The organism is Streptomyces sp. NBC_01689 (assembly GCF_036250675.1).
Lineage (GTDB): Bacteria > Actinomycetota > Actinomycetes > Streptomycetales > Streptomycetaceae > Streptomyces.
The window spans coordinates 8,789,460-8,802,516 of the sequence record NZ_CP109592.1; the positions used below are offsets into that span (position 1 = coordinate 8,789,460).

General features: G+C 70.7%; 11 protein-coding genes. 7 read left to right on the plus strand and 4 right to left on the minus strand.

Translation table 11 applies throughout. The features are described from left to right. Positions 1 to 23 precede the first annotated feature (23 nt). A complete protein-coding gene (locus OG776_RS37750) occupies positions 24 to 701 on the minus strand; it encodes an AIM24 family protein (protein ID WP_148011911.1) in 678 nt (225 codons plus the stop codon). 115 nt (positions 702 to 816) lie between these two features. Then, a complete protein-coding gene (locus tag OG776_RS37755; RefSeq protein ID WP_148011912.1) occupies positions 817 to 1,380 on the minus strand; it encodes an NADPH-dependent FMN reductase in 564 nt (187 codons plus the stop codon). Positions 1,381 to 1,510: 130 nt separating this feature from the next. Here OG776_RS37755 and OG776_RS37760 point away from each other — a divergent pair, with 130 nt between their 5' ends. Both OG776_RS37760 and OG776_RS37765 read left to right on the plus strand, forming a co-directional pair. Further along, a complete protein-coding gene (locus tag OG776_RS37760; RefSeq protein WP_148011913.1) occupies positions 1,511 to 2,218 on the plus strand; it encodes a TetR/AcrR family transcriptional regulator in 708 nt (235 codons plus the stop codon). Between the two features lie 37 nt (positions 2,219 to 2,255). Next, complete coding sequence (locus tag OG776_RS37765; RefSeq protein WP_329323334.1) at positions 2,256 to 3,380, plus strand: sulfite oxidase; 1,125 nt, start codon at positions 2,256 to 2,258, stop codon at positions 3,378 to 3,380. Between the two features lie 49 nt (positions 3,381 to 3,429). Here OG776_RS37765 and OG776_RS37770 read toward each other — a convergent pair whose 3' ends face one another. Then, positions 3,430 to 4,626, minus strand: a complete 1,197-nt coding sequence (locus OG776_RS37770) for a glycoside hydrolase family 64 protein (RefSeq protein WP_148011915.1) — start codon at positions 4,624 to 4,626, stop codon at positions 3,430 to 3,432. 276 nt (positions 4,627 to 4,902) lie between these two features. On the opposite strand from OG776_RS37770, the gene OG776_RS37775 reads away from it, so the two are divergent. Beyond that, entirely contained in the window at positions 4,903 to 5,541 is a 639-nt protein-coding gene (locus OG776_RS37775; protein WP_329323335.1) for a hypothetical protein, read from the plus strand. Between the two features lie 499 nt (positions 5,542 to 6,040). Here the strand turns inward: OG776_RS37775 and OG776_RS37780 are convergent, their stop codons facing one another. Continuing rightward, entirely contained in the window at positions 6,041 to 8,152 is a 2,112-nt protein-coding gene (locus OG776_RS37780; RefSeq protein WP_148011917.1) for an alpha-galactosidase, read from the minus strand. Positions 8,153 to 8,334: 182 nt separating this feature from the next. Here OG776_RS37780 and OG776_RS37785 point away from each other — a divergent pair, with 182 nt between their 5' ends. From OG776_RS37785 to OG776_RS37800, 4 genes are all read left to right on the plus strand, one after another. Beyond that, positions 8,335 to 9,513 (plus strand): ROK family transcriptional regulator, encoded by a 1,179-nt coding sequence (locus OG776_RS37785; RefSeq protein ID WP_148011918.1) that lies wholly within the window; start codon positions 8,335 to 8,337, stop codon positions 9,511 to 9,513. Positions 9,514 to 9,786: 273 nt separating this feature from the next. Next, entirely contained in the window at positions 9,787 to 11,100 is a 1,314-nt protein-coding gene (locus OG776_RS37790; RefSeq protein ID WP_148011919.1) for an ABC transporter substrate-binding protein, read from the plus strand. Between the two features lie 26 nt (positions 11,101 to 11,126). Beyond that, a complete protein-coding gene (locus OG776_RS37795; protein ID WP_148011920.1) occupies positions 11,127 to 12,101 on the plus strand; it encodes a carbohydrate ABC transporter permease in 975 nt (324 codons plus the stop codon). An 8-nt stretch (positions 12,102 to 12,109) separates the two neighbouring features. Continuing rightward, positions 12,110 to 13,018, plus strand: coding sequence for a carbohydrate ABC transporter permease (locus tag OG776_RS37800; RefSeq protein WP_384959491.1), 909 nt, complete (start codon positions 12,110 to 12,112; stop codon positions 13,016 to 13,018). Positions 13,019 to 13,057: the final 39 nt, after the last annotated feature.

The window sequence follows — 13,057 nt, forward strand, 5'->3', positions numbered from 1 at the left end:
GGGGCCCCCGCACCCTCCCGGACTCAGTGCTGCTGCGACTTCTGGGGTGTCACCTCGCTGGGGCGCACGACGACCACGCCCTCGCCCTCCAGCTTGAGCTGGACGGCCTCGCCCGAGCCGCCGCGGATCATCGAGCCGATGGACTGGGACCGGTGCAGCGAGGTGTTCAGACGGGCGGTCCAGCCGACGACCGCGTCCGTGTCGACGAACACGGGCTGCTGCGGGGAGACCGGAATGACCAGCGGGTTCCCCTCGCAGATCAGTCCCAGGCGGCCGTGCCCGGTGAACACGCTGTTGAAGAGGCCGCCGCCGGTGATGCCCGCGCCCTTCACGGTCTTTATCTCGTACGAGAGCGTGGAGTCGAAGCACAGGACGTTGCGGCCGTTGACGGTGAAGACGTCGCCGGGTTCGACGTCGACGATGAAGCAGTTCTGGGCCTCGTGCGCGAACCAGGCCTCGCCCTGTCCGCGTACGGTCATCAGCGGGAGACCCTCGCCGGTGACCGCCCGCTTGAGCATGCCTCCCACGCCCTGGCCCTTGCGCTCGAACTGCAGGTCGCCCCGGTAGGCGATCATCGCGCCCTGGCGCGCGAGCATGTCGCCGTTGACGGCGTACTTGATCGACTTGGCGTTCTGGACGGTCATGCCCGGCGCGACGGCGGGCTGCACCATGTGGTCACTGGAGAAAAGATCACCCTTCATGCGGGCATCTTGGCCCGGAGGGCTGCGTTCCGCCAAGATCGTGCGCGGCCCCGCGGGCCGGGAACGCGCGGGAGGCCGCCCCGCCAGTGGCGGACCGGCCTCCCGGGGTGGTTGGTCAGGCGGCGTCGGCCGTGCCGACCGCGGCGGTGACGTGGCCGATGACCTCGGCGAGCTGGCCGGCGACCTCGGCGTCGTCGACCGGGTGGGTCTCGGCGAAACGGATCACGGAACCGGGAACCGAGAGCTTGACCTCCTCCAGGACGGTGGCGCCGGCGATGCCGAGGGCCTTGCGGGCCTCGTCCTGCGCCCACACGCCGCCGAACTGGCCGTAGGCGGTGCCGACCACGGCGACCGGCTTGCCGGTGAAGGCGCTGGCGCCGTAGGGACGGGACAGCCAGTCGATGGCGTTCTTCAGCACGGCGGTGATCGTGCCGTTGTACTCGGGCGAGAAGAGCAGGAAGGCGTCGGCGCGGCCCGCGGCCTCGCGCAGGGCCACGGCGGTCGCCGGGACACCACCCTCGACATCGAGGTCCTCGTTGTAGAAGGGGACCTCGGCGAGGCCCTCGAACAGCTCGATCTCCGTGCCCTCGGGGGCGAGCTTGACGGCCGCCTCGGCGAGCTGGCGGTTGTGGGAGCCGGCGCGGAGGCTGCCGACGAGCGCGAGGATACGTACGGACATGGGGGAACTCCCGGGGGACGAAACAATGCGGCAATAAACCGGACCGAGGTCCGCTTGATGGTCTGTTCAAGTTTGTATCACTCAAGCGGACCAGGGTCCAGTTCTCCCCGGTTGCCGTTACGCTGTGTTCATGTCCACCCCTCTGCAGCCCTTTCCGAAGGGATCGGAACCAGCCACCCGGCCCGTGATGCTGGAGCTGGCGTCCGGGCCCGAGGGCCCGCAGCTGCGCGCCGACGCGGCGCGCAACCGCGCCCGGCTGCTGGAGGCCGCGACCCGCCTGGTGGAGGAGCGCGGGGTCGCCAACGTGACGATGGAGGCCGTCGCCGCCGCCGCGTCGGTGGGCAAGGGCACGGTCTTCCGGCGCTTCGGCGACCGCACCGGCCTCCTGATGGCCCTGCTCGACCACACGGAGCAGCAGTTCCAGGCCGCCTTCCTCACGGGCCCCCCGCCGCTGGGCCCCGGCGCCTCACCGGTGGACCGGCTGCACGCCTACGGCTGCCTGGCACTGCGCCAGACCCGCGACCGGCTGGATCTGTACATCGCCGCCGAGCGCGAGCCCACCCGCCGGTTCAACTCCGCCCCCTACCGGGTGCGGTTCACCCATGTCGCGATGCTGCTCCGTGAGGCCGCGCCGGCCGCGGACACCGAACTGCTCGCGCAGACGCTCATGGGCTATCTCGAACCCGCGCTGATCCTCCATCTGACCCGGCAGCGCGGGATGACGGTGGAGCGGCTGGAGTCGGGCTGGCACGAGCTGGTCCGCCGGAGCACCTGTGCGATGCCCCTGCCCGTCGAGCCCGTCCCCTCGCGGCCGCCGGAGGCGTCGGGGCGCGCGTGACCTCGCCCCACCCGGCGTCCGGGCGGAGAATACGGTCATGGGACATCACCTTGACGAGGTGAGCGGACCCGCGAGAGTGGCCGGCCCCGGTGACGACATCGGCCGGGAGGAGCTGGCTCTCGCCGCCCGGAACCACGGCCTGCCCCTGGAGGCCCTGCGCTACGACGTCACCCCGCCCGGGCTGCACTACACGCACACGCACTACGACATTCCGTACGCCGATGCCACCCGTACCCCCTGGCAGCTCTCGATCGGCGGGCGCGTGCGGCGGCCGCAGGTGCTCGGGACGGCCGAGCTCACCTCGTACCCCGCCGTCACCCGGCGGGTGACGATGGAGTGCGAGGGCAACGGGCGGGCGCTGCTGACCCCCCGGCCGGTGAGCCAGCCGTGGCTGGTCGAGGCGGTGGGCACGGCCGAGTGGACGGGTGTGCCCCTCAGGGTGCTGCTGGCCGACGCCGGGGTGGAGACCGATGCCGTGGACGTGGTGTTCACCGGTGCCGACCACGGCGTCGAGCGCGGAGTGGAACAGGACTACCAACGGGCGCTGCCGGTGGCCGCGGCACTGGGGGAGAACCCGGAGGCGCTGGTGGCGTACGGCATGAACGGCGCACCGCTGCCGCCGCAGCACGGGTTTCCGCTGCGGCTGGTGGTGCCCGGCTGGTACGGCATGGCGCAGGTGAAGTGGTTGCGCGCGATCACGGTGATCGACATAGCGTTCGAGGGTTTCCAGCAGGTGGCGGCGCATCGGCTGCGCCAGGACGGTGGGGAGGAGGGCGAGCCGGTCACCCGGATCGCCCCGCGGGCCCTGCTGGTTCCGCCCGGCTTCCCCGACTTCATGTCCCGGGCCCGGGTGGTCCGGGAGGGGGTCGTGCCCCTGGAGGGGCGGGCGTGGTCGGGATGGGCGCCGGTGACCGGTGTGGAGGTGAGTACGGACGGGGGCCGGGAGTGGCGGGAGGCGGAGCTTGAGCCGGCGGGCGGCCATCGCTGGGCCTGGCGGCGCTGGCGGTTCGGCTGGACGGCCGAGCCGGGACGGCACACGCTCGGCGCGCGGGCCTTCGACGCCGAGGGGCACACCCAGCCACTGCGACCGTCCTGGAACCTCGGCGGGTTCGTGAACAACGCCGTCCAGGAGGTTCCCGTGCTGTGTGTGGAGCGGGACTGAACTCCCGGGCGGCCGCGGGCTCCTGGGCCACCGGCCGCCCGGAGCGCGGTCAGTTGAACGGGTCCAGCGTGAGGTAACCCTGCTGGGGGTTGCCGTCGTTGACGAGCGACTCGTGGTTGCCGACGTCGTCGAAGGCGAACGCGTATGCCCTGCCGTCGGCCATCTGGGCGTGGATCGCCCGGGCGTACTGGTTGGTCACCGCGTCCTGGTAGAAGCCTCCCGATCCGCTGTCCGGCTGGTTGGGATTGGCCAGCAGCGTCGAGCGGTTGAAGCCCGCGCACAGGGTTCGTGAGATCGGGCCGCGCACCAGGTCGTTGGGGGCGTCGAGCCGCTTGTAGCAGCCGAAGACGCTGTCGGAGTCCGGCTTCTGGAAGCTGGTGACGACCGCTCCGGCGCTGTTGGTGAAGTTCATGACGCCGCCGGAGACGCGTCCGAAGTACTTCGTGTTCGGCTGGTCCGTGAACGGAGTCACCGTCAGCGTCGACGAACTGTACTTCTGCCACACGCGGTTGATGTAGTCGTCCATGACGGTGGCGGGAAGCGCGCCCGCCTCGATGCCGTGGCCGGGCGCGAGAGCGCGCAGCACGGTGCCGTCGGACCTTGTCTGGATCAGGTTCGCCCAGCCGCCGGACTGTCCTCGAAGGGCGTTGAGGACCCCGGTGTAGCCGCCGGTCCTGAGATGACCGGTGTTCTTCGTGCTGCCGTCGGCGAGCTGGACACCCACGGCGTACGGCGCCGAGAACATGTCGACCTGGGTGCTGTTGATCCACAGTCCCGAGTCGTTGAGCGTGTACTCGGACCAGTTGAAGAGGATGTTGCGGTTGGGGTCGCTCGGGTTCTGTACGGCCGGCTGCACCAAGCCGCCGGTGGTCAGCCGGAAGTCGAGCTTCTGCCCGTAGGAGAAGTAGATCCGGCCGGAGAACTTGGGGATGCGGATCGTCTTCGACTGGCCGTTCGCGGGTCCGGCGATCGACGCGTCGGGGGCGGGTGTCGGGGGGTTGCCTCCCGCGGGCCAGGCGTGGAAGGTGCCGTTCGCGTCGGCCCAGCCCTGCTGTCCCGTCGAGAGCAGGGTGCCGAGATCGTAGAGGTAGACGGGGTCGGCGCGGCCGGAGTTGTTGGTGACCTTCAGCGGGATCGTCGTGGGCACGGCGGCTTCGGCTCCGGACGGAGTTCCGAAGGTCAGCAGCGCCGCGGCCAGGGTGGCCGCGGCCACCGCCAAAGCCCGCCAGGTGCGCTTTCTGGGCACTCTCTTCCTCCTTGACGTGGGGTTCCAACGAGGTGGGTCACTGCGGACGGAAGTCGTCCGGATTTTTTGAGAGCGCTCTCAGAATTGCGAGGGGTGGAGTACATGTCAACGATGTGCGCAGAACTGGTCCGGTCCAAGTCCGAGCGGAGCGGAACCGGACTTCCGTCGGGCGGAGCACCCCAACGGGTCAGCACCGATCGCGGACGCGCCGGCGGACGCCGAGCATGAAAGGGCCCGTGGACCGGGTTCCGGACCGGCAGGAAGAGGACGAGCTTCATGAGCAGACGCACCTACGGTGGCCCCCGAAAGACCGGCCGAACCCGCTCGGCCGCGGCGCTCCTGGCCACTTTGACCTGCGGCGCCGCGCTCGTCTCGTGCGGCACGGACAACGGCAGCGACAACGGCGCCGCCTCGGCGAGCGCCCGCCCCTCGGCGCCGGTCACCGCCTCGTTCTCCGGCAGCGCCCCGTCCGCGATGGCGTCGGCCGCCTCCTCGGCCGTCTCCTCCGCCCGGTCCTCGGCCTCGGCGGCGGCCTCCTCCCTGTCCGCGGCGGCCTCCGAGTTCGCGGCATCCGTCTCGGCGGACACCGCCCGGGCGAGCGCCGCGGCCGAGAAGGAGCTGAAGAAGGTGAAGGGCGGCGGTAACGCGCGGTCCGAGGTCGCGATGACCGGCCTGCCCAAGTCGCAGACCGGCGGGCTGCTCGCGGTGCTCGTGAGCATCACCAACAAGACCGACAAGAAGGCGTCCTACGCCGTGCGGGTCGACTTCGAGGACGCGAAGGGCAAGGTCGTCGAGACCCGGTTCGTGGGCGCGGAGAACCTCGCGCCGGGCAAGCGCGCCCAGCCGGTCGCCATCAGCAGGCAGCCCACCACACCTCAGCTGACACCGCGCCTCACGAAGGCGCAGCGGTACTGACGGGCAGGCAGCGGGGGGCTACTGGGTGACCGGCGGCCAGGGTGCGCGAGCGCCGGCCGTTGCCGCGAGCGCCGACGTGGAACGCCGGCCGAGCACCGAGCCCGACGGGTGCTGGCGACGGCCGACCGCCGAGCCCGACCGGGCCGATGACCGCGGACCGCCGGCCGCCGACCTATGACCGCTGAGCCCGACCGGTGCTGATGACGGCCGACCGCCGAGTGCCGGGCCCGACCGGCGCCGACGACCGTCGACCGCCGACGCCGGGCCCGACCGGTGCCGACGACCGCGGGCCACCGACCGAGACCGCGGACCCACGACCGCGCACCCCGACCGACGGCCGCGGAAGCCCAGCGCCGACCGCGGGCCGCCGTGTCCGTCGGTCGCCATGTGCAGTGCGAAGTCACGTCAGCCGGCCGCCGGCCGCCTGACGCCACTCGTGATCCGTCGGATGACGGGCCACGAGTGCAAACTGATGAGCCGTCAACGGCCGCCGGACTGCTCAGGGTTCGCGGATCAGATGCAGGCTCGTGCTCGCCCAGTCGCCCGGCGGCAGATCGGGGACGAGTCCGTACTCGCCGAGCACCGCCGAGTCGTACACGGTGCCGGTGCGCGCGTCGCGGTATCGCGCCGAAGGGGTCAGACCGCGCAGCAGGACCGGCGGCCGCGGACTGCCGTGCCGGCCCACCCGGCGGTACGCCAGCAGCAGGGTCTCCGAGGCGTCCCGCGCGGTGTACTGCACCGCGGCGACGGCGTCCTCCGCGGGCGGCGCGAGCCGGTCCAGCCGGCCGTGCTGCACCAGGTGACGCACCCTCTTGTACTCGGCCACCAGGTCGGCACCGTCCCGCAGTTCTTCCTCCGACCAGCGGGTGAGGTCGCCGCCGATGCCCAGCGCCCCCGCCATCGCGACATGGAAGCGGAAACGCAGCGGGACCGTACGGCCGGTGAGCTGGTTGGGTACGTCGGTCACCCACGCGCCCATGGTGCGCGCCGGGTAGACCTGGCCGTAGCCGTGCTGGATCCACATCCGGTCCGCGGCGTCCGTGTTGTCCGAGGCCCACGCCTGGTCCGTACGGGCGAGGATGCCCAGGTCGACCCGCCCGCCCCCGCCGCTGCACGACTCGATCCGCAGCCCCGGGTGATCCGCGCGCAGCCGGTCGAGGACACCGTAGAGGTTCCGTACGTACTGGGGTCCGAGGCGGTCCGTGCCGTCCTGCTGCCCGGGCCAGCCCGCCTCGCTGAACGCGCGGTTCATGTCCCACTTGAGGAAGTCGATGCCGTGGTCGCCGACCAGCCGGGTCAGCCATGCGTAGGCCCAGTCGGCGACCTCGGGGCGGGCGAAGTTGAGGACCAGCTGGTTGCGCAGCTCCGAGCGGGTCCGGCCGGTGAAGTGCAGCACCCAGTCCGGGTGCTGGCGGTACAGATCGCTGTCCGGGTTGACCATCTCGGGCTCCACCCACAGACCGAAGCGCATCCCGAGGCCGTGCACCGCGCGCACCAGGGGGGCGAGCCCGTCCGGGAACCGGTCGCCCGACGGCGTCCAGTCGCCCAGTCCGGCGTGGTCGCTGCGGCGCGCCCCGAACCAGCCGTCGTCCACGACGTACAGCTCCACGCCGAGCGCCGCGGCCCGCTCGGCGAGTGCCTTCTGGCCGACCTCGTCGACGTCGAAGCCGGTCGCCTCCCAGGAGTTGTAGAGCACGGGCGCGTCCTCGTCCGGGTGCGGCAGCACATGCGCCAGGACGTACGCGTGCCAGGCGCGGCTGGCCGCGCCGAAGCCGCCGTCGGTGCACAGGCCCGCGAACGGGGGAGCGGTGAACTCCTCGCCCGGCGCGAGCGGGACACTCGCGCCGTCCTGGCCGAGGCCGCCGGTGAATCCGGCTCGACCGTCGGGGGTGCGCTGCACGGTGACGCGCCAACTCCCGCTCCACGCGAGGGCGGCGCTCCACACCCGGCCGTGGTCCTCCGTGGCCTCACCCGAGTCGAGCATCACCCAGGGGTTCGCGTGATGGCTGGTGATCCCGCGACGGCTGGTCAACACCGTTTCGCCGTGGGCCAGTCGGTCGCGGTGGAGCCGGCTCTCGGCGGACCACTGGCCCGTGACATGGCCGAGCCGGTAGTCCCGCAGCGGCGGCAGGGACCACGCCGCCGAGTCGGCGCGCAGCAGGGTGACCGGCTGGTCGCCCTGGTTGCGTACGACCGTCCAGCGCTCGATGACGTCCGTGTCCTCGCGCACCCGGTAGTGGAGCTCCACCCGCAAGGGGTAGAGGCGGTCGCGGAACGAGAGGGTCAGCTCGCCCTCGTGCACGTCGTGGCCGGCGGGCTGCCACTCGAAGGCACGGGACCCGTCCTCGAACCGCACCTGGAGGGACGGCGGTCCGTAGCGCGTCCCGCCGTCCACGGGAAGCTCCTCCCCGACCCCGGGCCGGCCCTCGAAGCTGCTGGCCGCGACGGGCGGGGGCGCGGCGGCGAGCCGCCCGGCCTCCTCGAGGGTCAGCCGTGGCCCCCACGCGACATGGCACGGCGCTCCGGTCTCGTCGACCCGCAGCGCGTACGAGGTGCGCGGGGTGGACAGCAGCCAGACCCCGGTGTCCGGGGCGAAGGAGATCGGCGACATGGGTCCTCACGTTCAGATGGTGCCACGTACGAGACGAGCCAAAGCCAACCTCGACCATGGATCACGTGTCAATGCCCCATCCAGGTTTTGGATTCGCAGGTCACAGGCGTCTCATCGAGGGTTCTCCGGCGAATCCTGTTTCTTTCATTGACAGCAGAAAATAATGAACCTAGGTTCCGGCCATGCGCTCGACCTCTCCCCCCGAGGCGTTCCCGGCCCACACGCCGGCCGCTTCCCAGATCTTCACCACCGTGCTGTCCCACGGTCCGCTCACGCGGTCGGAGATAGCGGGGCGGACCCGGCTGTCGGCCGCGGCGGTCACCAAGGCGGTCCGTCCCCTCATCGAGGCGGGCTACCTCGTGGAGGACGTCCCCGAGGACGCCCGGCAGCCCGCGCTCGGCCGCCCCGCCAATCCGGTGCGGGTCGACGGAGGCAGGGCCCTGTTCATCGGGATCAAGGTGACGGGCGACGAACTCATCGCCGTCCTCACGGACCTGTGCTGCCGCATCCGCGTCGCCCGGCATGTGCCGCTCACCTCCCGCGCGCCGAGGTCGGTGCTCGCCACGACCGCGGGACTCGTCCAGGAACTGCTGACGGAGGCCGACGGCTACGGGGTGCGGGTCCAGGGCATCGGCGTCGCCGTCTCCGGTGACGTGGACCGTTCGGACGGAGTGGTGCGCTACTCGCCGTTCCTGGAGTGGCGCGACGTGCCGCTCGCCGAACTGGCCGGGATGACCACCGGACTGCCGGTCACCGTGGACAACGACGTACGGGCCCTGACCGTGGCCGAGCAGTGGTTCGGCGCCGGCGTCGGGCTGTCCGACTTCGCCCTGGTGACCGTCGGCGCGGGCATCGGCTGCGGCCTCGTCGTGCACGGTCAGGTGGTCGCGGGGGCGCACGGCGTGGCCGGTGAGATCGGCCATGTCGCCATCGACCCGGCCGGGCCGCTCTGCCACTGCGGCAACCGCGGCTGTGTCGAGGCCATCGCCTCGGACTCGGCGATCGTCGCCCGGGTCCGGGAGGTGACCGGTGTGCGGGTGGCCGACTCCGCCGCGGCACTGGACCTCGCCCACGACGGCGACCCCGGGGCGCGCGAGGTGTACGCCCGTGCCGGCGAGGCGATCGGCCGGGGCATCGCGACCGTCGCCAACCTCCTCGGCCCGGAGCGGGTGATCATCTCCGGCGAAGGACTCGCCGCCTACGACCTCTTCGCCGAACAGATCCGCGACGCGTTCGGCGCGGCCGCCTTCGGGTCGGCCGCCCTGTGCGACGTGCAGACCCGACCGCTGCCCTTCGAGGAGTGGGCGCGCGGGGCCGCGGCCACCGCGATCCAGTCCTTCATCACCTCGGAAGCGCACTGAGGACGGGGAGCGCACCAGGACCCACCCACGAACACGCCGCGCACACCGGCCCGGCGCCCGCGTCCCGCACGCACCGCGTCCACACCCACAGGCCGCACACCCACAAACCCACACCCACCAGCACGCACAGCCCCGAGCGCCCCGCGCCCCCACCCACCCGCACCAGCACCATCACGCACCCGCATCCAGCACGAATCCGTACCGGGCCCCGACCACTTCACAGCACACACGCACCGAAGATCAGCCACGTACCGACCCGCATGAGGAGCGACGATGACGCAGCAGAGCCGCAATCCCCTGGCTGCGCGTGACCCCGGCCGGCGCAGAGTCGTCGGAGGGCTGTTCGGACTGGGCGCCGCCGCACTGGCCGCGCCCCTGCTGACCGCCTGCGGCGGGGGAGCGGGGGCCGACCCGAAGACGGTCACCTTCGGCTCCAACGGCGCCGACGCCACCCCCAAGTCCGCCTACGCCGCACTGACCAAGGCGTTCGGTCAGGACAGCGGTCTCAAGGTCAAGACGAACACCGTCGACCACGACACCTTCCAGAAGAGCATCTCCACCTATCTGCAGGGCACTCCGGACGACGTCTTCACCTGGTTCGCGGGCTACCGCATGCAGTACTTCGCCAAGAAGAAGCTCTGCACGCCCCTCGACGACGTGTGGGACAAGATAGGCGCCGGCTTCAGCGACGCCACCAAGCAGCTCTCCCGCGGCGAGGACGGCAAGTACTACTTCGTGCCGCTGTACAACTACCCGTGGGCCGTCTTCTACCGCAAGAGCCTCTTCAAGGAGCGCGGCTACCAAGTCCCGCAGAAGTGGAGCGAGTTCGTCGCGCTCGCCAAGCGCATGAAGCGCGACGGCCTGTCCCCGATCGCCTCCGGGTACGGCGGCGGCGACAGCTGGAGCATCCTCGGCGCCTTCGACTACCTCAACCTGCGCACCAACGGCTACGACTTCCACATGTCGCTGATGCGCGGCAAGGTCTCCTGGACCGACCCGCGCACCGTCGCGGCCCTCGACCACTGGCGCGAACTCACGCCCTACTACCAGCAGGGCGCGGGCGGCCGTTCCTGGCAGGACGCCGCGCAGTCGCTGCTCGACAAGAAGTCGGGCATGGCCGTCATCGGACTCTTCCTCGGCCAGCAGATCACCGACGAGGCGATCCGCTCCGACATCGACTTCTTCCCCTTCCCCGAGATCGACTCCGCCCACGGCCAGGACGCCGTGGAGGCCCCCACCGACGGCTTCATGCTCAGCCGCCGGCCCAAGAACGCGGACGGTGCGAAGAAGTTCCTCGAGTTCCTCGGAGGCGCCCACGCCGAGGAGCTGTACATGGGGGTCGACCCGAGCAACCTCGCCGTCAACCAGCAGGCGAACACGGGCTCGTACAACGCGCTCCAGAAGAAGTCCGCGGACCTCATCGCCTCCGCAAAGCACATCAGCCAGTTCGCCGACCGCGACAGCGACCCCGGTTTCATCTCCACCGTCGTACTCCCCGGCCTCACCGAGTGGCTCGGACACCCCGACGACGGGTCGGGAACGCTGAAGAAGATCGAATCCCAGCGCTCGCGATTCTTCACCGCCTGACCAGGACCGGAAAGGTCTCCCGCACCGTGTCCTCCACCCCTGTCACACCCGCCGCACCCGGCACGCCCGACGTGCCGCGACGTCCCCGTACACATCCCCCCAGGCGGCCCCGCCGCCTCGGCCCCGGCGACCGGCTCTTCCTGACCGTCGCCATCGGAATCCCGCTCGCCGCCCTGCTCTTCTTCGTCTGGCTCCCCGCGCTCGCCTCCCTGGGCCTGTCCTTCACCACCTGGGACGGCATCGACCTCGCCGACATCCACTGGATCGGCCTGGACAACTACCAGCAGATCTTCACCAACTACCCGCCGTTCTGGCCCGCGGTGCGGCACAACGTGATCTGGCTGCTGTTCACCGCGCTGCTGCCGACACCGTTCGGCATCTTCCTCGCCTACCAGCTCGACCGGAAGATCCGATTCACCCGGGTCTACCAGACCGCGATCTTCCTGCCCATGGTCCTCTCCCTGGCCGTCGTCGGCTTCATCTGGGAGATCATCTACAACCCGGACACCGGACTCCTCAACGGCCTGCTGAGCGCGGCCGGTTCGAGTCACCACATCGACTGGCTCGGCAACGCCGACCTCAATCTGTGGGCCGTCCTCGTCGCTTCGGGCTGGCGGCACACCGGCTACATCATGATCCTCTACCTGGCCGGCCTGAAGGGCTTCGACCCGGCGCTCAAGGAGGCCGCGGCGCTCGACGGCGCGAACGGCCGCCAGACCTTCCTGCGAGTGGTGTTCCCGGCCATGAAACCGGTCAACATCATCATCCTGGTCGTCACCGTCATGGAGTCCCTGCGGGCCTTCGACATCGTCTACGTCCTCGGCGGCGGCGTCGGCAGCAAACCCGGCATGGAACTGCTCTCCCTGCTCATCACCGACAACATCATCGGTGAGTCCAGCCACATCGGTTACGGCTCCGCCCTCGCCGTCGTCCTGCTCCTGGTCTCCCTCGCCGCCATCGGGACCTTCCTCGTCCAGACCTTCCGCAAGGAGGACCGGTGACCACGACCATGACACGGCCGGGGGCCGGGACCACGGCCCGGGACGAACCCCCCAGGACCGGCAAGGGACCCCGCCGCCAGACCGGCCGCCATGTGATGCTCGCCGGCATCGCCCTGCTCTGGCTCGTCCCGCTGCTCTGGGCCGTGTACACCTCGCTGCGTCCCTACTCGGACACCGCGAAGCACGGCTATCTGTCCTGGCCGCGCAGTCTGAGCCTCGGCAACTTCACCGACGCCTGGCAGCAGTCCGGCATGCCGCACTTCTTCTGGAACTCCGTCCTCATCACCGTCCCCGCGGTCCTCGGAACGCTGCTGTTCTCGGCGGCGGTCGCCTTCTTCGTCTCCCGATTCGACTTCCGCTGGAACATCGTCCTGCTGATGCTGTTCACGGCGGGCAACCTCCTCCCGGCGCAGGTCCTCATCACCCCCCTGTACCGCCTCTACCTGCTGATCCCGCTGCCGCCGTGGATGAGCGACTCGCTGCTCCTCTACAACTCGGTGTGGGGCATCATCGCCATCCACATCGCCTACCAGTCGGGGTTCTGCACCTTCGTCCTCAGCAACTACATGAAGACGATCCCGAAAGAGATCTCCGAGGCGGCCCTCGTGGACGGCGCCCAGGTCTGGCGGCAGTTCTTCCAGATCGTCCTGCCGCTGTGCCGCCCCGCGTTCGCGGCCCTGGCGACCCTCGAATCCATCTGGATCTACAACGACTTCTTCTGGCCGCTGGCGCTGATCGAGACCGGCGACAAGCGACCGGTCACCTCCGCCCTGGCCAACCTGCAGGGCCAGTACTTCACCAATCCCAACCTCATCGCGGCCGGTGCCCTGATGACCGCGATCCCCACGCTGCTGGTGTACTTCGCGCTCCAGCGCCAGTTCATCAGCGGACTCACCATCGGCTCGGGCAAGGGCTGAGCCGCCCCGCCCCGACCCCACTCCCAGGAGGCACGACCC

Coding starts and splice junctions, on each gene's coding strand:
- OG776_RS37750 (WP_148011911.1), bottom strand. CDS start 701: ATGAAGGGTGATCTTTTCTCCAGTGACCACATGGTGCAGCCCGCCGTC.
- OG776_RS37755 (WP_148011912.1), bottom strand. CDS start 1,380: ATGTCCGTACGTATCCTCGCGCTCGTCGGCAGCCTCCGCGCCGGCTCC.
- OG776_RS37760 (WP_148011913.1), top strand. CDS start 1,511: ATGTCCACCCCTCTGCAGCCCTTTCCGAAGGGATCGGAACCAGCCACC.
- OG776_RS37765 (WP_329323334.1), top strand. CDS start 2,256: ATGGGACATCACCTTGACGAGGTGAGCGGACCCGCGAGAGTGGCCGGC.
- OG776_RS37775 (WP_329323335.1), top strand. CDS start 4,903: ATGAGCAGACGCACCTACGGTGGCCCCCGAAAGACCGGCCGAACCCGC.
- OG776_RS37780 (WP_148011917.1), bottom strand. CDS start 8,152: ATGTCGCCGATCTCCTTCGCCCCGGACACCGGGGTCTGGCTGCTGTCC.
- OG776_RS37785 (WP_148011918.1), top strand. CDS start 8,335: ATGCGCTCGACCTCTCCCCCCGAGGCGTTCCCGGCCCACACGCCGGCC.
- OG776_RS37790 (WP_148011919.1), top strand. CDS start 9,787: ATGACGCAGCAGAGCCGCAATCCCCTGGCTGCGCGTGACCCCGGCCGG.
- OG776_RS37800 (WP_384959491.1), top strand. CDS start 12,110: ATGACACGGCCGGGGGCCGGGACCACGGCCCGGGACGAACCCCCCAGG.